Consider the following 18,216-nt stretch of genomic DNA (forward strand, 5'->3'; position numbering starts at 1 on the left):
CGGAGCGGGATTCACGAACTCCTCCGTTCGAATCAAGAAAGCAGCACTACTGTGACGCGCACTTTCACCCCCAAGGCTGGCGAGATCCAGCGCGAGTGGCTGGTCATCGACGCTACCGACGTCGTTCTCGGCCGCCTCGCCTCGCACGCCGCGGTCCTTCTCCGCGGCAAGCACAAGGCGTCGTTCGCCCCCCACGTCGACACCGGTGACTTCGTCATCGTCGTCAACGCCGACAAGGTGGCCCTGACCGGCCAGAAGCTCCAGAAGAAGATGGCCTACCGCCACTCGGGCTACCCGGGCGGCCTCAAGTCCGTCTCGTACGCCGAGCTGCTCGAGAAGAACCCTGTCCGCGCGGTCGAGAAGGCCATCCGCGGCATGCTTCCGAAGAACAGCCTGGGCCGTCAGCAGCTGTCGAAGCTGAAGGTCTACGCCGGTGCCGAGCACCCGCACGCTGCGCAGCAGCCCACCACCTACACCTTCGACCAGGTCGCCCAGTAAGCGCCGCGAAAACACTCAAGGAAACACTGATGGCGAAGATCGCTGACTCCCTCGAGGAGACCCCCCAGAACTACTCGACCGAGACGCCCGCGTCGGAGGCTGACACCGCCGCCGCCGCTCCCCGTCCGGTGCTGTCCGTCCCCGGCGCTGCCGTCGGTCGTCGCAAGCAGGCCATCGCCCGCGTGCGTCTGATCCCCGGCTCGGGCACCATCACGGTCAACGGCCGCACGCTCGAGGACTACTTCCCGAACAAGCTGCACCAGCAGCTCATCAACGACCCGTTCACGGTGCTCGAGCTCGCCGGCTCGTACGACGTGATCGCCCGTATCTCGGGCGGCGGCCCCTCGGGCCAGGCCGGCGCGCTGCGCCTCGGCATCGCCCGTGCGCTGAACGAGATCGACGCCGAGAACAACCGCCCGACCCTGAAGAAGGCCGGCTTCCTCTCGCGCGACGCTCGCGTCAAGGAGCGCAAGAAGGCTGGTCTCAAGAAGGCCCGTAAGGCACCTCAGTACTCGAAGCGTTAAGCTCCGTGGCGCTGTTCGGTACGGACGGTGTTCGGGGGCTGGCCAACGGCCCCCTCACCGCCGAACTCGCACTCACCCTGGCCCAGGCGACTGCCGTCGTCCTGGGCCAGGGCCGTATCGCCGAGGCGCGGAAGGCCGCGGGCAAGCGGCTCACCGCCGTCGTCGCGCGTGATCCCCGCGTCTCCGGCGAGTTCCTCTCCGCGGCTGTCGCCGCCGGGCTCGCCTCGTCCGGCGTTGACGTCCTGGACGCGGGCGTCGTGCCGACGCCCGCGGCCGCGTTCCTCATCGGCGACATCGACGCCGACTTCGGCGTGATGGTGTCGGCGTCGCACAACCCGGCGCCCGACAACGGCATCAAGATCTTCGCGCGCGGGGGCGTCAAGCTGCCCGACGAGGTCGAGCGGCGCATCGAGGCCGCGCTCACGGGGCCGAAGCTGCAGCCCACGGGCGCCGACGTCGGCCGCATCCGGGTCTTCGCCGACGCCGAGGACCGCTACGTCGTCCACCTGCTCGGGTCGCTGCCGCACACCCTCGACGGCGTGCACGTCGTGCTCGACTGCGCCCACGGCGCGGCCGCGGGCGTGTCGCCGCAGACGTTCCGTGACGCCGGCGCGAAGGTCACCGTCATCGGGGCCGACCCCGACGGCATGAACATCAACGACGGCGTCGGTTCGACGCACCTCGACCGAGTCGCGGCGGAGGTCGTCCGCACCGGCGCCGACATCGGCATCGCCCACGACGGCGACGCCGACCGGTGCCTCGCCGTCGACGCCGAAGGCCGCGTCATCGACGGCGACCAGATCATGGCGATCCTCGCGGTCGCGATGAAGCAGCGGGGACGTCTGCCCTTCAACACCCTCGTCGCCACCGTCATGAGCAACCTCGGCCTGCACCGCGCAATGGCGGACCACGGCATCACCGTCGAGCAGACGGCCGTCGGCGACCGCTACGTGCTCGAGCGGATGAATCAGGGCCGCTTCGGCCTGGGCGGCGAGCAGAGCGGACACGTCATCATGAGCCGTTACGCCACGACCGGCGATGGACTGCTGACGGGACTGCACCTCGCGGCCGAGATGGCCCGCCAGGGCAAGACCGCGGCCGAGCTGGCCGCCGTGATGACGGTGTACCCGCAGGTGCTGATCAACGTGCGCGGCGTCGACCGCGACCGGGTGAACGACGACGCGGGCGTGCAGGATGCCGTTGCCGCGGCGACCGCGCGCCTGGGCGACTCCGGCCGCGTGCTGCTGCGGGCCTCGGGCACCGAGCCGCTCGTCCGGGTCATGGTCGAAGCCGAGAGCGAGGCCGAGGCGCACGAGGTCGCCGAGCAGCTCGCAGACGTCGTCCGCGAGCGCCTCGCGCTCTGACCCTCGCTGCGCCGAGCGGCCCCCTCCGTCCGAGGACGAAGGGGGCCGCTGGTGTCACGCTACGGTGACGCGGTCACGCCGGATCAGGCGGTCCGGCGTCGCGCGATCGCGATCGCACCGCCCAGCATCAGCAGCAGCGCCGTCGCGGCGAGCGTGCCGAGGCCGCTGCCGCCGGTGGCGGCGAGCGCCCCGGTCCCGTTGCCGGTCGCAGAGCCCGCCGCCGTGTACGTGAAGGCGCCGGACTCGACCGCCGTCCCGCATTCACCGGCCCCGACGACCGTGATCGACACCGCACCCGTCGTCGCCGCGGACGGCGCGATGGCACGGATGACGCTGTCGCTCACGACCACGTACTGCGCGGGCACCTCGCCGAACAGCACCTGCGTGGCACCGGTGAAGCACTGCCCCGTGATCGTGACGACCGTGCCACCGGCGATCGGACCCGTGCCGGGCGTCGCGCCGCCGATGTCGGCGACCCGGTAGTAGGCGAACACCCCGGCGTCGCTCGACCCCGCGGGGCCGGTGACCACGACGTCGGCGTCGCCGACCGCGCCGGCGGGCGTGGTGACGCGCAGCTCGGTGTCGGAGACGACCGTGAGGGCCGAGCCGGGGCGGCCGTCGAAGGTCACCGACGTCACGCCGGTGAAGTTCGACCCCGTGATGGTGACGACGGTGCCGCCGGTCTCGGGACCGCGGACCGGGTCGATCGTCCCGATGACCGGCTCGTCGGTGTACTCGTAGCCGTCCGGCAGCGTCTCGGCTCCGCAGGCCGCCGACCCGACGACCTCGACGTCGACGACGCCGGTGCCGGCGGGAACGACCGCGGTGATGCGCGTGTCGCTCTCGACGGTGAAGCTCGTCGCCGGCACGCCGCCGAAGAGCACCGCGGTTGCTCCCGTGAAGCACGAGCCCGTGATGACGACGGTGTTGCCGCCGGCCTCGGGACCGCCCGGAGGCGTCACCGCGTCGACCTCGGTGCCGGCGACGAAGGTGAAGTCGAACGGTGCGCTGTCGCCGTTCGGGTGCACCACCACGACATCGACCAGGGCCGGTGCGTGCGCGGGCGTCGTGACGCGGATCTCGGTGTCGCTGACGACCTCGAGGCCGGTGCCCGCGACTCCGTCGAACGTCACGTCGGTGGCGCCGAGGAAGCCCTCGCCGACGATCGTGACGACCGTCCCGCCGTCTTCGGGGCCGCTGCTCGGCTCGATCGACGTGATGGCGGGGACGTCGAGGTACTCGAAGTCGCCCGCGACGACCTCGCCGCCGGGGTGCGCGATCGTGACGGGAACCGTACCGGGCGTGCCCGGAGGCGTCGTGACGCGGATCTCGGTGTCGCTGATGACCTCGAGGCCGGTGCCCTCGGCGTCGCCGAAGCTGACACCCGTGGTGCCCGTGAAGCCGTCGCCGATGATCGTGACGACGGTGCCGCCGGTCTCCGGGCCCGTCACCGGGTCGAGATCGGTGACGACCGGGGGAGCGACGTACTCGTACCCGTCGGGGATCTCCGCCGTGCCGCAGTCGCCCGCGCCGATGACCGCGACATCCACGGCCCCGGCGGTGCCCGCGGGCACCACCGCCGTGATCTGGGTCGCGCTGTCGACGGTGAAGCTCGTCGCCGGGATGCCGCCGAAGGTCACGCCGGTTGCGCCGGTGAAGCAGTCGCCCGTGATCACCACGGTGTTCCCGCCTGCCTCCGGTCCGCTGCCGGGAGAGACCTCGTCGATCTCGGCCACGTCGACGTACGTGAAGTCCAGCGGAGCCGAGGCGCCCGCCTCGTTCGTGACCACGACGTCGACGACGCCGGGGGCGTGCGGGGGCGTCGTCGCCTCGATGACGGTGTCGCTGATCACGGTGAACTCGGCCGCGTCGACGCCGTCGAAGGTGACCGCGGTCGTGCCGGTGAAGTCCTCGCCGGTGATCGTCACGACCGTGCCGCCGAGCTCGGTGCCGCGCTCCGGCACGATCGAGGTCAGCGTCGGTGCGCCGGGCTCGACGTAGACGAACCCGTCCTCGACGACGGTTCCGCCGCACTCGGTCGGGTTGACGATCTCGACGTCGACGGCGCCCGCGATTCCCGCCGGCGTGGTCACCGTGAGCTCGGTGTCGCTGACGATGGTGAGGTCCTCGCCCGCGACGCCGTCGAACAGGACGGCGGTCGTGCCGGTGAGGCACGTGCCGGTGATCGTGACGGTGTCACCGCCGAGGGTCGTGCCCGATTCCGGCGCGATCGCGTCGACGGCGGTGACGTCGAAGTACTCGAACGTCAGCGACGCGTCGGTGCCGTCGATGTTGGTGACGGCGACCGGCACCACGCCGGCCGCAGCCTGCGGGGGCGTGACGGCCGTGATCGTGCCGTCGGCGTTGATCGTGAACGACGTCGCCGGCACGCCACCGAACTCGACGGCGGTGACGGAGTCGAGTCCGGTGCCCGAGATCGTGGTCTCGGTGCCGCCGGTCACCGGCCCCCGCGTGGGGTCGATGGCCAGGTCGGCGGGAAGGGCGAGGGGCACGGCCCGCACGGTGGCGGACGCGAGGTTCAGCTCGACGCCCAGCAGTGCCGGGGCGACCCCGACCACCAGTGCGCGCTGCGTGAACGATCCTTCGTCGAAGCCCCGCGGGTCGCGGAAGTCGCCCGGGGTCTCCTGCACGTTGACGGTGAGCGAGACGACGTCGCCGAGGACGTCCACGAGCGGGGCGAGCGTCGTGACGGCTCCCGTCGCGGCGGTGGTGACGAACGTCTCGACCGCGTCGGTGCTGAACACCGTCTCGATGAGGTCGCCGACCGCGGGGAGGATCGTGTCGACGACGACTCCCACGATCGGGTCGGCGAGCGGGCCGAGAGGTGCGCCGAGGATCGTGCCGTCGGCCGTCACGACCGGTGCGGCGGAGCCCGGCGTGCCGAGCAGGCCGCCGACGGTGCCGTCGACCTCGATCGTCAGGTCGCCGACGCTCGGCGGCAGGAGCGGCAGCTCGACGGCGACGCCGCTGTCGATCGTGATGTCGAGGTCCGCGCCGTTCACCGCCGCGGTGAGGGCGGTGCCGACGCGCGCCGGCAGCTGCGTGGTGAGGATGTCGCTGATGGCGGCCGTGACCTCGCCGTTGAGCGTCGCGGCGTCGATGATCTCGGTGCCGGGGGCGAGGTTGTTCAACTCGTACACCTCGTCGAGGTCGATGAGGATCTCGCCGTCCGAGAGCGTGATGGTCACCGGACCCGAGACGAAGGGGGTTGCGGTCGCGGTCTCGAGCACGCCGCTGAGGTCGAGGGCCAGCGCCGTGGTGACGGCGGGGTCTTCGAGGTCGACGAGGCCGCCGAGCGCGGTTTCGAGCACGGTGTCGATCCCGCCGAGCAGTCCGCCCACCGTCGTGTCGATCGCGCCGCCGGCCACGCCGAGCGCGGTGACGGTGTCGCCGGCGGTCGTGAGATCGGCATCCAGGGCGGCGGCGAGCGTCGCAAGAGCGGGCGCGTTGGCCGTGATCAGGCCGCTTGCGATCTGGTAGTCGCCCGAGGTCGTCACGCCGTCCGCCGCTCGTGTCGCCAGCGCCGACGCCGACACGGCGCCGAGCTCGATCGACAGCTGGCTGAGGAGCCCGTCGGCTCCGACGGCTTCGAGGACGGAAGTGAGGTTCAGCGTCGTGTTCTGGCCCGCGCCGCCGTCGCCGACCGCGATGGCGCCGTCGGCGGTGAGCAGCCCGGTCGCCGCGTAGGCCTCGCCTGCGGCGCTGCGCTGGTACTGCTCGACCGCGCCGAGCGAGATGACGCTGTTCGGGCCGAACAACTGCAGCCCGAGTCCGATGTCGATCGCGCTGAGCAGCGACACGTCCAGGGCATTCGACGTCTCCGTCGCGGGCGGGAACGCACCGTAGGTGCCCGCCAGCGCGGCGACGCCGTCGAGGTCGAGCGCTCCGCTGCTCGAGAGGAAGACCGCCTCGGACTCGGCTCGATCGGTCGGTGCCGCGAACGCGGCCCCCGCGCCGAACGAACCGGCCGCGAGGCCCAGGCTCGTGCCCGCCGCGATCAGCGGTAGCCAGCGGCGCGGTGGTCGATCCGGTGCGCGCCCCCCTCGCCGTGCCTTCGTCCGCATCGTCCTGCCCGTGCTCGCCTCGACCACCGGGTCCCCCTCGTCATTGAACGGAGCCACGCGACCACTGCCACGTGGTGAACGAGAGCCCATCGTCGGGCCGACTCGTTTCGCGGGAAACGTAAGAGGCGGTTCGCGTGCTCCACCAGGTGATTGACAGACGCTGAGTAATTGATCAGAATTCGATCAGCTCCGACTGAGTGCCGATGCGGCACCCGGTCGGGATCACGTGTGTGGGGCGCGTGATCACCGCGACATCGCGGTTCGCTATCATGGCCGCCAGCGACGAGTCGGCCCGTCGTTCGAGGGGGCGGATGTGAGCCGGGGGGATGTGGCGCACGCGATCGCGCGCCTGTGACGCGGTGCCGCCATCTGGTGGGCCGCTGTCAGCAGCGGGCGCTTCTTCACGGCATGGAGCATCGTCGTCGCCGTCCCGTTGGCGGTCATCGTGCTCGCGCCGTATCAATCGGCCGATACCGTCTTCGAGGTCATCGCGGCCGAGGCATCCGCCGCCGTCGCGGTCGCCGTGCTCATGGTCGTGCTGTTGCCGGTCGCGCTGCTCGAGCGACGCCTGCGGACACCGGTCACGCGGGCCGCGCTCGTCCTGGGTGCGGTGCTCGCCGTGAGTGTCGCCCGGCCGTTCCTCAACGACGCGCTCGCGGTCGGGGTCTTCGGGCTCGAGCCCGACACCATGTGGGCCACCCGCATCGTGACGAACATCGTCGCCTGGACGGCCCTGCTCTCGCTCGTCGCCATCACCGAGCAGCTGTACGCGAGCTCGCGCGAGGCCCGCGAGCGGTTGGCCGGCGCGTTGCGCACCGTGACCGACGAGCAGCGCCGTGCCTACCGATACGACCGTGACAGTCGCGACCTGCTCGACGCCGAGGTCGCGGCACTGCGCGCAGCGCTCGCGCGGCTGCGGCTGTCGCCGGTCGACTTCGACGCGGTCCGGGAGTTCGCTGACGAGGTCCGGTCTGCGAGCCACCGACTGCAGCTGCAGGCGGCCGTCGACCTCGCCGTCGCTTCGGCGGCCGATCCCACCGCCGGGCTGACAGCCGTGCCTCACCGGCGATTCGTCGAGCGGCTGCGCCCACCGCCCCTGTTCCTCGTGGGGGTCATCTTCGCGGCCGGCAGCATGCCGTTCGCTTACAACGCCGGGGGATGGGGCCTGCTGTTCATCGTCGTGGCGGGCGTGGTCGGCGTGGGTCTGGGCACAGACCTGCTCACCCGTCGCCTCTCCCGCCGCCTCGACCCGCGCAGCCGCGGAGCCGTCGTCCTGGGCGTCTGGACGCTCGCCGGGCTGATCGTCAGCGGGATCGGTGCCGTGCTCGTCCCGGGCAGCCTCGTCCCGGCCATCCCCGCGCTCGCCGTACCCGGCCTCGCGGTCCTCGCCGCGTTGTGCGCCGACGCCGTGCACCGCGGCCGGATCGAGGCGCGGCGATTGGGACGGGCGCTGCGCGACGTCGCCCGGGCCACCGCCGTCCGAGCGGCCGGGGCGCGTCAGGCGCTCATGCATGCGGCCGACACCCTGCACGGTCGGGTGCAGGGCACATGCGTGATCTTCGCCGCTCAGGTCGACGACGAACCGGCCACGTCCGACGCGCTCGCGCGCTTCGAGCGGTCGGTGGACGCGGCGCTGGTCGCCGTGCTCGATCCGACCGATGCTGCCGAGACGAACGTCGGGCTCGCCGAGACCGTCGCGGTGTGGCAGCCGGTCATCGCCGTCTCGACCGCCGTCGACGCACCGTCGGAGCGCGCCCTCGAGGACCCGTCGGTCTCGCTCCGCGTGGTGTCGGTCGTGGCCGAAGGGCTCGTCAATGCCGTGAAGCACGCCGCGTCGCCGCACGCCGCCGTCGCGGTCGTGGCCCTACCCGAAGACAGCACCCTGCACGTCACCGTGAGCAGCCCCGGCCAGCTCCGCGCCGACGCGCAATTGGCGGGCGGACTCGGCGTGAGCCTGCTCGGGCCCTCGGCGCGGGTGTTCCAGCGGGACGGCGAGGTCGTGCTCGAGGCGGTCATCCCGGTCGTGCAGCGACTCGCCGACACCCCTCACGCGGTCGGTGCGCTCCAGGACAGCGACTCGATGTAGCGCAGCAGCACGCCCTCGCGCAGCGCCCACGGCGAGACCTCGAGCTCGTCGACGTCGAAGGCGCGCATCGCCTCGTGCAGCACGACAGCCCCCGCGACGATCTGGAACGTGCGGTCGGCGGTGATGCCGGGAAGCTCCTGCCGGGCCGACGCGGGGATGCGTGCCAGGCGCGGGATCCACGAGCCGAGCGCGGCGCGCGGCAGCGTCATCCGCTCGATGCCCGACCAGCCGGGCACCGGGTAGCCGGCGAGCTTGGCGAGCGAGCGGATGGCCTTCGACGACCCGACGACGTGATCGGGGCGCGGCGCGCCGGACATGCCCTTCACGATCGGACGCAGCGTCTCGCGGGCGTGCTCGCGCAGCCGCTCGACCGCGCCCTCGCCTGGCGGGTCGTCGCTGAGGAACTGCACCGTCATCCGCCCGGCGCCCAGGGGCACGGATGCCGCCACGTCGGGCAGCTCGTCGCTGCCGGCGGCGACCTCGAGCGAACCGCCGCCGATGTCGAACAGCAGGATCTGTCCCGCCGACCAGCCGAACCAGCGGCGGACCGCGAGGAAGGTGAAGCGCGCCTCGGACTCGCCGCCGAGCACCTGCAGGTCCTGGCCCAGCGCCTCTTCGATCGCGGCGATGACGGCGGCGCCGTTCGTCGCGTCGCGGACCGCGCTCGTGGCCGTCGCCAGCAGCTCGACGACGTTCTCGGTGCGCGACACCGCGACCGCCTCGGTCACCGCCGACACCAGCGCGCGCACGCCGTCGTCGCTGATCGAGCCGTCGGGCTCGAGGTAGCGCATGAGACGCAGCACGGTCCGCTTGCTCGTTCGGGCCTGTGGGCGCCCGCCGGGGCGGACGTCGGCGACGAGCAGGTGGACCGTGTTCGAACCGATGTCGAGGACTCCCAGGCGCACAGCATCACAGTACCGGCCGTGTCGGGCCCGGCCTGCGGCGGGAAGCTACGATGAGCGCGATGTCCCCTGAAGAGATGCAGGCGCTGGCGCCGCTCGCCCCGTCGCTGTACCGCGAGATCGATCGCGCCGACTGGTCGCGCCTCGCGGCCGGGGTCGAGCAGCCCCTGACCGAGACCGAGATCGTGCAGATGCGCGGCCTCGGCGACCGGATGGACCTCGGCGAGGTCGCCCAGGTCTACCTGCCGCTCAGCCGCCTGCTGTCGCTGTACGCCAGCGCGACGCGCCGGCTGGGGGCCGACACCGACACGTTCCTCGGCGAAGAGGACAGCACGACCCCCTTCGTCGTCGGCGTCGCCGGGTCGGTCGCGGTCGGCAAGTCGACCGTCGCGCGTCTGCTGCGCGAGCTCATGAGCCGGTGGCCGGGAACGCCGCGCGTCGAGCTGGTCACCACCGACGGGTTCCTCTACCCCAACGCCGAGCTCGAGCGCCGCGGTCTCATGGCGCGCAAGGGCTTCCCCGAGTCGTACGACCGCCGCGCACTGCTGGCGTTCCTCACTGAGGTGAAATCGGGCGCCGCCGAGGTGCACGCGCCCTTTTACTCGCACATGCGGTACGACATCGTGCCCGATGCGCAGATCACCGTGCGGCGGCCGGATGTCGTCATCGTCGAGGGGTTGAACGTGCTCGCGCCGCCGCCGGCGCCGCACGAGGTCGCGGTGAGCGACCTGTTCGACTTCTCCATCTACGTCGACGCGGATGCCGAGCACATCAGCCGCTGGTACATCGACCGCTTCATGGCGCTCAAGGCCGGCGCGTTCAACAACCCGTCGTCGTACTTCAAGACGTTCGCCGACCTCGGCGACGACGAGGCGATCGCGATGGCCCGCACCTTCTGGAACGACATCAACCTGCCGAACCTGGTCGAGAACGTCCTGCCGACCAAGCACCGGGCCACGCTCATCTTGCACAAGGGTGCGTCGCACGCCGTCGAACGGGTGCTGCTGCGCAAGGTGTGAAACGCCCGCGGGAGTTCGTTTCCGTTACGCGCCCGTCATCGCGACCTGCTAGGTATGAAGCATGGGTTCGGGGCCTCGTCGACGCGCGCTTCCGCGCGCGTTCGTCGCTGCGCGTGAGCGGTTCTCGCGGCGCACCCGCGCATCCCGCTGGCGGCTCGCCGTCGCGCTGGCCACCGTCGCCGTCCTCGCGAGCACCGCGACCCTCGCCCCGGCCGCCGCGTCGTCGGCGTTCGCGCCCGCGAGCGGCCCTGTCTCGGCGGCCGCCGGAGACCGCGTCATCCGCTTCTCGGATGCCGTCGACACCGATGCCCGAGCCGTCCTGCTCGTGCACGGCTGGCTGAGCACGACCCTGCCGACGGCCGTCGGCGCGGGGGCGTTCGCGCGCTCGCCGTTCGCCCGCCCGGTGCAGTGGCGCGACGGCTCGGGGGCGCGCAGTGGACGGGGCATGTCGGCCTCGCTGCAGCAGCGCCTCGAGGCCATCCCCGGCACCGCCGTCTACGCGTTCGACTACTCGGCGAACTCGGCGGGCTGGGTCGGCGCCAACGGCTCGGCCGACAACCTCGCCGGTGCGATCCGGACCATCGCGGCATCCGTGCACGGACCCGTCGACATCGTCACCCACTCGATGGGCGGCCTCGCGCTGCGATACGCGCTGCGCGAGGCGCCCGACGTCGCGGCGCTCGTGGGCCAGGTCGTCACCGTCGGCACGCCGACGCAGGGCTCGGACATCGCCAACGTCGCCGTCGACATCGCCGCCGTGATCCGCACGACGATGTCGACCTTGCCGGTGCTGCAGAACCTCCTGCTGCCGTGGGTCGGCGCCGTCTGCAACAGCCAGCTCGCGAGCGACGCGCTGGACGGCTGCGACCTGCCGCCCGTGATCCGGACGGGCATCGCGGCGCTCGGACCCGGCGGCACGGCACTGCGGGCCGGATCGTCCGACCTCGCCGACCTCCCCGACTGGCCGCCCGGTCTGCGGGTGCACGCCGTCGCCGGCAGCGCCATCGTCTCCTTGCCTCTCGGACGCGACGCCACCTGGGATGTCGCGCTCGGCGACGGGCTCGTCGCCGAGGCATCCGCTGTCGCGGACGCCGACGAGGTCACGGTCGTGACATGCCGCACCGAGCTCGCGCCCGGACTGGCGGGCGTGGGCAGCGTGCTGTCGGGCGAGGTGGCCGCGCCGCCGTTCGGCGGGGCGTGCGGGCACGACGCCATCTTCGCCAACCTCGAGGTCGTCGACGCGGTGCTGAGCGCGCTGGGCCACGCGCCCGAGCCGGCGAGAGGCTAGCGCTCACCCGGGCCGCCGAGCGCCGTGCTCGCCGCGATCTAGGATGGACCCCATGTGCGGAATCATCGGCTACGTGGGCCCCCGGCCCTCGCAGGACATCCTGATCTCGGGCCTGGCCCGTCTCGAGTACCGCGGTTACGACTCCGCCGGCATCGCCGTCATCGACGGCGAGGGAAGCCTCGGCACCCGCAAGCGCGCGGGCAAGCTGCAGGTGCTCCGCGACGATCTCGCCGCCCACCCGCTCGCCGACGGCACGACCGGCATCGGCCACACCCGCTGGGCGACGCACGGCGGCCCGACCGACGCGAACGCGCACCCGCACCTGGCCGACGACGACAAGCTCGCCGTCATCCACAACGGCATCATCGAGAACTTCGCCGACCTGAAGGCCGAGCTGGTCGACGCGGGCCACACGTTCCGCAGCGAGACCGACACCGAGGTGGCCGCCGCTCTGCTCGGCCGCGAGTATGCGGCATCCGGAGACCTCGTCGAGGCTTTCCGCGCGACCGTCTCGCGTCTCGAGGGCGCGTTCACGCTGCTCGCCCTGCACCGCGACCAGCCGGGCCTCGTCGTCGGCGCCCGCCGCAACTCGCCGCTCGTGATCGGTCTCGGCGACGGCGAGAACTTCCTCGGCTCCGACGTCGCCGCGTTCGTCGAGCACACCCGCCACGCCCTCGCGATCGGCCAGGACGAGATCGTCGCGATCACCCCCGACGAGGTCACCGTCACCGACTTCTCGGGCGACGCCGTCGACGTCGAGCCGTTCGAGGTCGTGTGGGACGCCGCCGCGGCCGACAAGGGCGGCTGGTCGTCGTTCATGGCCAAGGAGGTCTCGGAGGAGCCCGAGGCCGTCGCCAACACGATCCGCGGGCGCGTCCACGACGGGATCGTCGAGATCCCCGAGCTCGACGGCCTCGATGAGTTGTTCACCGACATCGACCGCATCATCGTCATCGCCTGCGGCACCGCCGCCTACGCCGGGATGGTCGGAAAGTACGCGCTCGAGCAGTGGGCCCGGGTGCCCGTCGACGTCGAGCTCGCGCACGAGTTCCGTTACCGCGACCCCGTGATCGGCGCGCGCACCCTCGTGGTGTCCATCAGCCAGTCGGGCGAGACCATGGACACGCTCATGGCGGTCAAGTTCGCGCGCGAGGCCGGCGCGAAGACCCTGTCGATCTGCAACACCCAGGGCGCCACCATCCCGCGCGAGTCGGATGCGATCGTCTACACGCACGCCGGTCCCGAGGTCGCCGTCGCCTCGACGAAGGCCTTCGTCGCCCAGATCACCGCGCTGTACCTGCTCGCTCTGCACGTGGGCCGCGTGCGCGGTGCGCTCGACGCCGAGACGATCGCGGCGCAGGTGGCGCAGCTCGAGGCCGTGCCCGAGAAGATCGCCCGCGTGCTGGCGACCGAGCAGGAGCACATCGAGCAGTTCGCGCACTGGATGGCCGACACGCGCTCAGTGATCTTCCTCGGCCGTCACGTCGGCTACCCGATCGCCCTCGAGGGTGCGCTCAAGCTCAAGGAGATCTCGTACATCCACGCCGAGGGCTTCGCCGCCGGTGAGCTCAAGCACGGACCCATCGCCCTCATCGAGCCGGGGCAGCCGGTGTTCGTCATGGTGCCCTCGCCCAGCAGCTCGCCGCTGCTGCACGCCAAGGTCGTCTCGAACATCCAGGAGATCCGTGCGCGCGGCGCCCGCATCATCGCGGTCGCCGAAGAGGGGGATGCCGCTGTGCTCCCGTTCGCCGACGAGGTGCTGCGCATCCCGCTCGCCGAGCCGCTGTTCGAGCCGCTGCTGGCGGTCGTGCCGCTGCACATCTTCGCGATGGGACTCGCCACCGCGAAGGGCCTCGACGTCGACCAGCCGCGCAACCTGGCGAAGTCGGTCACGGTCGAGTGAGCCGGGAGCGGCGGAGGGGGATGCCGTGATCGTGGGCATCGGCGTCGACCTCGTCGACGTGCCGCGCTTCGAGCGTTCGCTCGTGCGCACTCCGCGCCTGCTCGACCGGCTCTTCTCGCCGGGCGAACGCGTGCTCAAGCCGCGCTCGCTCGCGGCGCGCTACGCCGCCAAAGAGGCCCTCATCAAGGCCCTGGGCGGGTCGGAGGGCGTGCACTGGGTGGACATCGAGGTGACCTCCGAGGCATCCGGTCGGCCCGTGTTCGCACTGAGCGGCGAGACGGCCCGCACCGTGACGGACCGCGGCGTCACCGCGCTGCATCTGTCGCTGTCGCACGACGCGAACCTCGCCACCGCCTACGTCGTCGCCGAGGCTGCGGCGTGAGTGCGACGGGCCGCCGCCGGCCGCTGCGCGAAGCGCTCATCGACATCGACGCGATCGAGCACAACGTCCGTCACCTGCGCCGGCTCATGCAGACGGAGGTCATCGCCGTCGTGAAGGCCGACGGGTACGGCCACGGCGCGGTGCGCGCCGCGGAGGCCGCGCTCGCCGGTGGCGCGTCACGGCTCGGCGTCGCCGACATCGGCGAGGCTCTCGCGCTGCGGGCGGCGGGCATCACGGCCCCGGTCGTGGCGTGGCTGCACGCTCCCGACGAGGATTTCCGCGCGGCGGCCGAGCACGGCATCGAGCTCGGCATCTCGAGCTTCGCGCAGCTGCAGGCCGCCGCGGCCGCGGCATCCGGTGATCAGCCGGTGGGGGTGCATCTCAAGGTCGAGACGGGGCTCGGGCGCAACGGCGTCGAGCCGCGCGAGTGGCGACGCGTGTGCGCTGAGGCGGCGCGGCTCGAACGCGTCGGGCGGCTGAGGGTGGTCGGGGTGTTCAGCCACCTGTCGAACACGACCGCCGACGACGACCGTGCCGCGCTCGCCCGGTTCCACGAGGCCCTGGCCGAGGCGGCCGCGGTCGGCGTCACGCCGCCGCTGCGCCACATCGCGGCCTCGCACGCGGCGATCGCCCTGCCGGAGGCGCGGCTGAACTGCGTCCGTCTGGGCATCGCGGTGTACGGGCTGTCGCCGATCGCGGGACGGGAATCGGCGGATCTCGGGCTGCGCCCGGCGATGACCCTGCGTACGGCGGTCGCGGCGGTCCGGCGGGTGCCGGCGGGCCAAGGCGTGTCATACGGCTACACGCACCGTGCCGCCGCCGAGACGACGCTGGCGCTCGTGCCCCTGGGATACGCCGACGGGGTGCCACGCCATGCATCGGGGCGCGGACCTGTCGTGATCGGCGGGCGCCGGTTCACCGTCGCCGGCCGCATCGCCATGGATCAGTTCGTCGTCGATGTGGGCGACGCCGACGTCGCCGTCGGAGACGAGGTCGTCCTGTTCGGCGACCCGACCCTCGGCGAGCCGAGCGCGGCCGACTGGGCCGACGCTGCCGAGACGATCGACTACGAGATCGTGACGCGGATCGGTGCCCGCGTGCACCGGACCACGGTGACGGCAGAGGAAGGGGAGGACCGACGATGAGCGGATTGGACGAATACCTCGGACAGCGCGAGGTGACCTCGGCCGAGGACATGGAGGCGTGGGGCCGCGAGATCGGCGAACGCCTGCGCGCGGGCGATCTCGTCGTGCTCACCGGTCCGCTCGGCGCCGGCAAGACGACGCTGACGCGCGGCATCGGCGCGGGCCTCGGCGTCCGCGGCCCGATCCAGAGCCCGACCTTCGTGATCGCGCGGACGCACCCCTCGCTCGTCGACGGCCCGCCGCTCGTGCACGTCGACGCCTACCGCCTCGGCTCGCCGGCCGAGCTGACCGACCTCGATCTCGACCTCGACGCGAGCGTGACGATCGTCGAGTGGGGTCGCGGCATGGTCGACGGACTGCGCGACAGCTGGTGGGAGATCGAGCTCGAGCGCGGCTGGAGCGGCACGGGTCTCGACAATGCGTGCGGTACGAGCGGACCCGCTGCGGCCGAGATGGCGGATGCCGCTCCGCGCATCGTCACCGTCACCCGACACCCCTGACGAGCGCGGGCCCGTCCGGGGCCGACTACCCTGGATGACGTGATTCTGGGCATCGACACCTCGATCGGCACGGCCGTCGCGATCGTCGACCCGGACGGCGCCGTTCGGGCCGAGGCGGAGAGCGCCGACAGTCGCGGTCACGCTGAGGTCATCGGCGAGCTGATCGTGCGCGCCCTGTCGGCGGCCGGAGTCCGCGGCAGCGACATCACCGCGGTCGCCGCGGGGATGGGTCCGGGCCCGTTCACGGGGCTGCGGGTAGGTATCGCCGCCGCCCGCGCGTTCGCGCTCGGTCGCGGCATCCCGCTCGTCCCGGTCGCCAGCCACGACGCCGCCGCCCTGGCGCGGATGCGTCCCGGTTCCGGCTTCGCGGCGCCGCTCGAGGGCGAGCCGATCGCCATCGTCACCGACGCCCGCCGGCGCGAGCTCGCCGTCTCGGTCTACCGGGTCGAGGGCGGGCTGCCGGTGCGCATCATCGATCCGCACCTCGTGGCACGCGCCTCGACCGAGGTCGTCCCGCTGTTCGGCGCGCCCGCCGCCGAGCTCGACGAGACGACGCGCATCAGCGCCGTTGCCCTCGCCCGCGTCGCGGCGTCGCGATTGCGTGCGGGCGACCCCGGTGACGCCGCCGTCGAGCCGCTCTACCTCCGCGCTCCCGATGTGACCCTCCCCGCCGGCCCGAAGAAGGTCGGCTCGTGACGCTGCGCGCGGCGACGCGCGACGACCTCGACGCGATCATGGCGCTCGAGGAGTCGGCGTTCCCGACCGACGCCTGGAGCCGCACCGCCATGGCCGCCGAGATCGCCTCGCCCCACGGCCGATACCTCGTCGATGACGAGTCGGGCCGCGTGGTGGGCTACGGGGGAGTCCGCGCCGTCGTGGGCGCCGGCGACGCCGACATCCAGACCATCGCGCTCGAGGCCGACGTGCGCGGCGCGGGCCGCGGCCGGGCGCTGCTGCGCGCCCTGCTCGACGAAGCCCGCGCCCGTCGGGCCCACCAGGTCTTCCTCGAGGTGCGCGCCGACAACCCGGTCGCGCAGCGCCTCTACGCGTCCGAGGGCTTCGTCGAGATCGCGCGGCGCCCCCGGTACTACCAGCCCGATGACGTCGACGCGATCATCATGCAGCTGAACCTCCCCGAGCCGGGAGCCGACGGGAAGGTCGACCGATGAGCGCCGCGATCCGCCGCGACGAGCCGCTCGTGCTCGGCATCGAGACGAGCTGCGACGAGACGGGCATCGGCATCGTCCGCGGCCGCACGCTGCTGTCGAACACCATCGCCAGCTCGATGGCAGAGCACGCCCGCTACGGCGGCGTCGTGCCCGAGGTCGCGGCGCGCGCGCACCTCGAGGCGCTGCAGCCGGCGATCGAGGCGGCGGTCGCCGAGGCCGGCGTCTCGTTGAACGATCTCGATGCCGTCGCCGTGACGAGCGGTCCCGGGCTCGCCGGCGCCCTCATGGTCGGCGTGGGTGCCGCGAAGTCCCTCGCCGTCGCGCTCGACAAGCCGCTGTACGCGGTGAACCACCTCGTGGGGCACATCGCCGCCGACATCCTGACGGGCGACGACGTCGAGTACCCCACGGTCGCCCTGCTGGTCAGCGGCGGACACACGTCGCTCCTCCTCGTGCGCGACCTGGTCTCGGACGTCGAGATGCTCGGCGAGACGATGGATGACGCCGCGGGCGAGGCCTTCGACAAGATCGCGCGCATCCTCGGCCTGCCCTACCCCGGCGGGCCGGAGATCGACCGGGCCGCCGCCACGGGCGACCCGAACGCCATCCGCTTCCCGCGGGGCATGTCGCGAGCGTCCGACATGGCGGCGCACCGCTACGACTTCTCGTTCTCGGGGCTGAAGACCGCCGTCGCCCGCTGGATCGAGCAGCGCGAGGCTGCGGGCGAGCCGGTGCCGGTCGCCGACGTCGCCGCATCGTTCCGCGAGGCGGTCGTCGACGTGCTGGTGACCAAGGCGCTCGACGCGTGCGCGCAGCACGGGGTGCCCCGCCTGCTGCTCGGCGGCGGCGTCGTCGCCAACCGGCGCCTGCGCGAGGTCGCCCTCGAACGGGCGGCCGCGGCGGGCGTCGCCGTGCGGATCCCGCCGCTGAGCCTGTGCACCGACAACGGTGCGATGATCGCCGCCCTCGCCGCCGAGCTGATCGCCGGGGGCGCCGCGCCGTCGACGCTCGCTTTCGGTGCCGACTCGACCCTGCCGGTCACCGAGATCCAGGTCCGGAGATGACCGACCCGGTGCTGCCGCGCGTCGAGTGGGCGCCCGAGCCGCAGGTGCTGCCGCGGTCCGGCGGCTGGGCCCTCACCCTCGCGATCGTCGGACTCGGGCTGTCGCTGCTCGTGGGCTGGGCGTTTCCGCTGGGCATCGCGGCGGTCGTCCTGGCCATCCTCGCGTTGCGGCGTCCGTGGGAGAGTCGCGCGGTCGGCGTCTGGGCGCTCTGTCTCGGCGCGTTGTCGCTCGTCTACAGCGCTGGCTGGCTCGTGTGGGGCGCGATGCAGGCGGGCCTCATCGGCTGA

The 18,216-nt window shown here is 72.5% G+C and carries 16 protein-coding genes; 14 read left to right on the forward strand and 2 right to left on the reverse strand.

Features of this window, described 5'->3' with window-relative positions; translation table 11 throughout:
* Positions 1-51 precede the first annotated feature (51 nt).
* Genes rplM through glmM form a run of 3 tightly spaced genes read left to right on the forward strand, consistent with a single transcriptional unit; the run spans position 52 to position 2,386 of the window.
* Positions 52-498: a 50S ribosomal protein L13 gene (gene rplM / locus PUW82_RS14650; protein WP_274223058.1), complete on the forward strand. Its 447-nt coding sequence runs from the start codon at positions 52-54 to the stop codon at positions 496-498.
* 29 nt (positions 499-527) lie between these two features.
* Complete coding sequence (gene rpsI / locus PUW82_RS14655; RefSeq protein WP_274223059.1) at positions 528-1,022, forward strand: 30S ribosomal protein S9; 495 nt, start codon at positions 528-530, stop codon at positions 1,020-1,022.
* Between the two features lie 5 nt (positions 1,023-1,027).
* Positions 1,028-2,386, forward strand: a complete 1,359-nt coding sequence (gene glmM, locus PUW82_RS14660) for a phosphoglucosamine mutase (protein ID WP_274223060.1) — start codon at positions 1,028-1,030, stop codon at positions 2,384-2,386.
* An 83-nt stretch (positions 2,387-2,469) separates the two neighbouring features.
* On the opposite strand, the gene PUW82_RS14665 is transcribed toward glmM, so the two are convergent.
* Entirely contained in the window at positions 2,470-6,528 is a 4,059-nt protein-coding gene (locus tag PUW82_RS14665; protein WP_274223061.1) for an IPT/TIG domain-containing protein, read from the reverse strand.
* A 388-nt stretch (positions 6,529-6,916) separates the two neighbouring features.
* Here PUW82_RS14665 and PUW82_RS14670 point away from each other — a divergent pair, with 388 nt between their 5' ends.
* On the forward strand, positions 6,917-8,557 hold the full coding sequence (locus tag PUW82_RS14670; protein ID WP_274223062.1) for a hypothetical protein: 1,641 nt from the start codon (positions 6,917-6,919) through the stop codon (positions 8,555-8,557).
* Here the strand turns inward: PUW82_RS14670 and PUW82_RS14675 are convergent.
* Positions 8,518-9,462 (reverse strand): Ppx/GppA phosphatase family protein, encoded by a 945-nt coding sequence (locus tag PUW82_RS14675; RefSeq protein WP_274223063.1) that lies wholly within the window; start codon positions 9,460-9,462, stop codon positions 8,518-8,520. The two genes, PUW82_RS14670 and PUW82_RS14675, sit on opposite strands and share 40 nt — an antisense overlap.
* Before the next feature lie 59 nt (positions 9,463-9,521).
* On the opposite strand from PUW82_RS14675, the gene coaA reads away from it, so the two are divergent.
* From coaA to PUW82_RS14725, 10 genes are all read left to right on the forward strand, one after another.
* Positions 9,522-10,478 carry a type I pantothenate kinase gene (coaA, locus tag PUW82_RS14680; protein WP_420792772.1) on the forward strand — a complete coding sequence of 319 codons (957 nt, stop codon included), beginning with the start codon at positions 9,522-9,524 and terminating at the stop codon, positions 10,476-10,478.
* A gap of 61 nt (positions 10,479-10,539) precedes the next feature.
* On the forward strand, positions 10,540-11,766 hold the full coding sequence (locus PUW82_RS14685) for an esterase/lipase family protein (protein ID WP_274223065.1): 1,227 nt from the start codon (positions 10,540-10,542) through the stop codon (positions 11,764-11,766).
* Positions 11,767-11,818: 52 nt separating this feature from the next.
* Positions 11,819-13,669, forward strand: a complete 1,851-nt coding sequence (gene glmS, locus PUW82_RS14690) for a glutamine--fructose-6-phosphate transaminase (isomerizing) (protein ID WP_274223066.1) — start codon at positions 11,819-11,821, stop codon at positions 13,667-13,669.
* Positions 13,670-13,694: 25 nt separating this feature from the next.
* The gene (locus PUW82_RS14695) at positions 13,695-14,051 is read left to right on the forward strand and encodes a holo-ACP synthase (RefSeq protein WP_274223067.1); all 357 of its coding nucleotides are present in this window, start codon (positions 13,695-13,697) and stop codon (positions 14,049-14,051) included.
* The gene (alr, locus tag PUW82_RS14700) at positions 14,048-15,196 is read left to right on the forward strand and encodes an alanine racemase (RefSeq protein WP_274223068.1); all 1,149 of its coding nucleotides are present in this window, start codon (positions 14,048-14,050) and stop codon (positions 15,194-15,196) included. Before PUW82_RS14695 ends, alr begins: the two co-directional genes overlap by 4 nt.
* On the forward strand, positions 15,193-15,696 hold the full coding sequence (gene tsaE, locus PUW82_RS14705; RefSeq protein ID WP_274223069.1) for a tRNA (adenosine(37)-N6)-threonylcarbamoyltransferase complex ATPase subunit type 1 TsaE: 504 nt from the start codon (positions 15,193-15,195) through the stop codon (positions 15,694-15,696). Before alr ends, tsaE begins: the two co-directional genes overlap by 4 nt.
* A gap of 39 nt (positions 15,697-15,735) precedes the next feature.
* A complete protein-coding gene (gene tsaB / locus PUW82_RS14710; RefSeq protein ID WP_274223070.1) occupies positions 15,736-16,392 on the forward strand; it encodes a tRNA (adenosine(37)-N6)-threonylcarbamoyltransferase complex dimerization subunit type 1 TsaB in 657 nt (218 codons plus the stop codon).
* Entirely contained in the window at positions 16,389-16,865 is a 477-nt protein-coding gene (rimI, locus tag PUW82_RS14715; protein ID WP_274223071.1) for a ribosomal protein S18-alanine N-acetyltransferase, read from the forward strand. Before tsaB ends, rimI begins: the two co-directional genes overlap by 4 nt.
* Positions 16,862-17,929: a tRNA (adenosine(37)-N6)-threonylcarbamoyltransferase complex transferase subunit TsaD gene (gene tsaD, locus PUW82_RS14720; RefSeq protein WP_274223072.1), complete on the forward strand. Its 1,068-nt coding sequence runs from the start codon at positions 16,862-16,864 to the stop codon at positions 17,927-17,929. The genes rimI and tsaD overlap by 4 nt, the downstream gene beginning before the upstream one ends.
* Complete coding sequence (locus tag PUW82_RS14725; protein WP_274223073.1) at positions 17,926-18,216, forward strand: hypothetical protein; 291 nt, start codon at positions 17,926-17,928, stop codon at positions 18,214-18,216. The genes tsaD and PUW82_RS14725 overlap by 4 nt, the downstream gene beginning before the upstream one ends.

This window comes from Microbacterium thalli (assembly GCF_028737325.1).
Lineage (GTDB): Bacteria > Actinomycetota > Actinomycetes > Actinomycetales > Microbacteriaceae > Microbacterium > Microbacterium thalli.

What these genes read in the sequence shown, in the direction of transcription:
- tsaE (WP_274223069.1), top strand. Translation starts at nt 15,193, where the DNA reads ATGAGCGGATTGGACGAATACCTCGGACAGCGCGAGGTGACCTCGGCC.
- rpsI (WP_274223059.1), top strand. Translation starts at nt 528, where the DNA reads ATGGCGAAGATCGCTGACTCCCTCGAGGAGACCCCCCAGAACTACTCG.
- glmS (WP_274223066.1), top strand. Translation starts at nt 11,819, where the DNA reads ATGTGCGGAATCATCGGCTACGTGGGCCCCCGGCCCTCGCAGGACATC.
- coaA (WP_420792772.1), top strand. Translation starts at nt 9,522, where the DNA reads ATGTCCCCTGAAGAGATGCAGGCGCTGGCGCCGCTCGCCCCGTCGCTG.
- PUW82_RS14685 (WP_274223065.1), top strand. Translation starts at nt 10,540, where the DNA reads ATGGGTTCGGGGCCTCGTCGACGCGCGCTTCCGCGCGCGTTCGTCGCT.
- PUW82_RS14725 (WP_274223073.1), top strand. Translation starts at nt 17,926, where the DNA reads ATGACCGACCCGGTGCTGCCGCGCGTCGAGTGGGCGCCCGAGCCGCAG.
- tsaD (WP_274223072.1), top strand. Translation starts at nt 16,862, where the DNA reads ATGAGCGCCGCGATCCGCCGCGACGAGCCGCTCGTGCTCGGCATCGAG.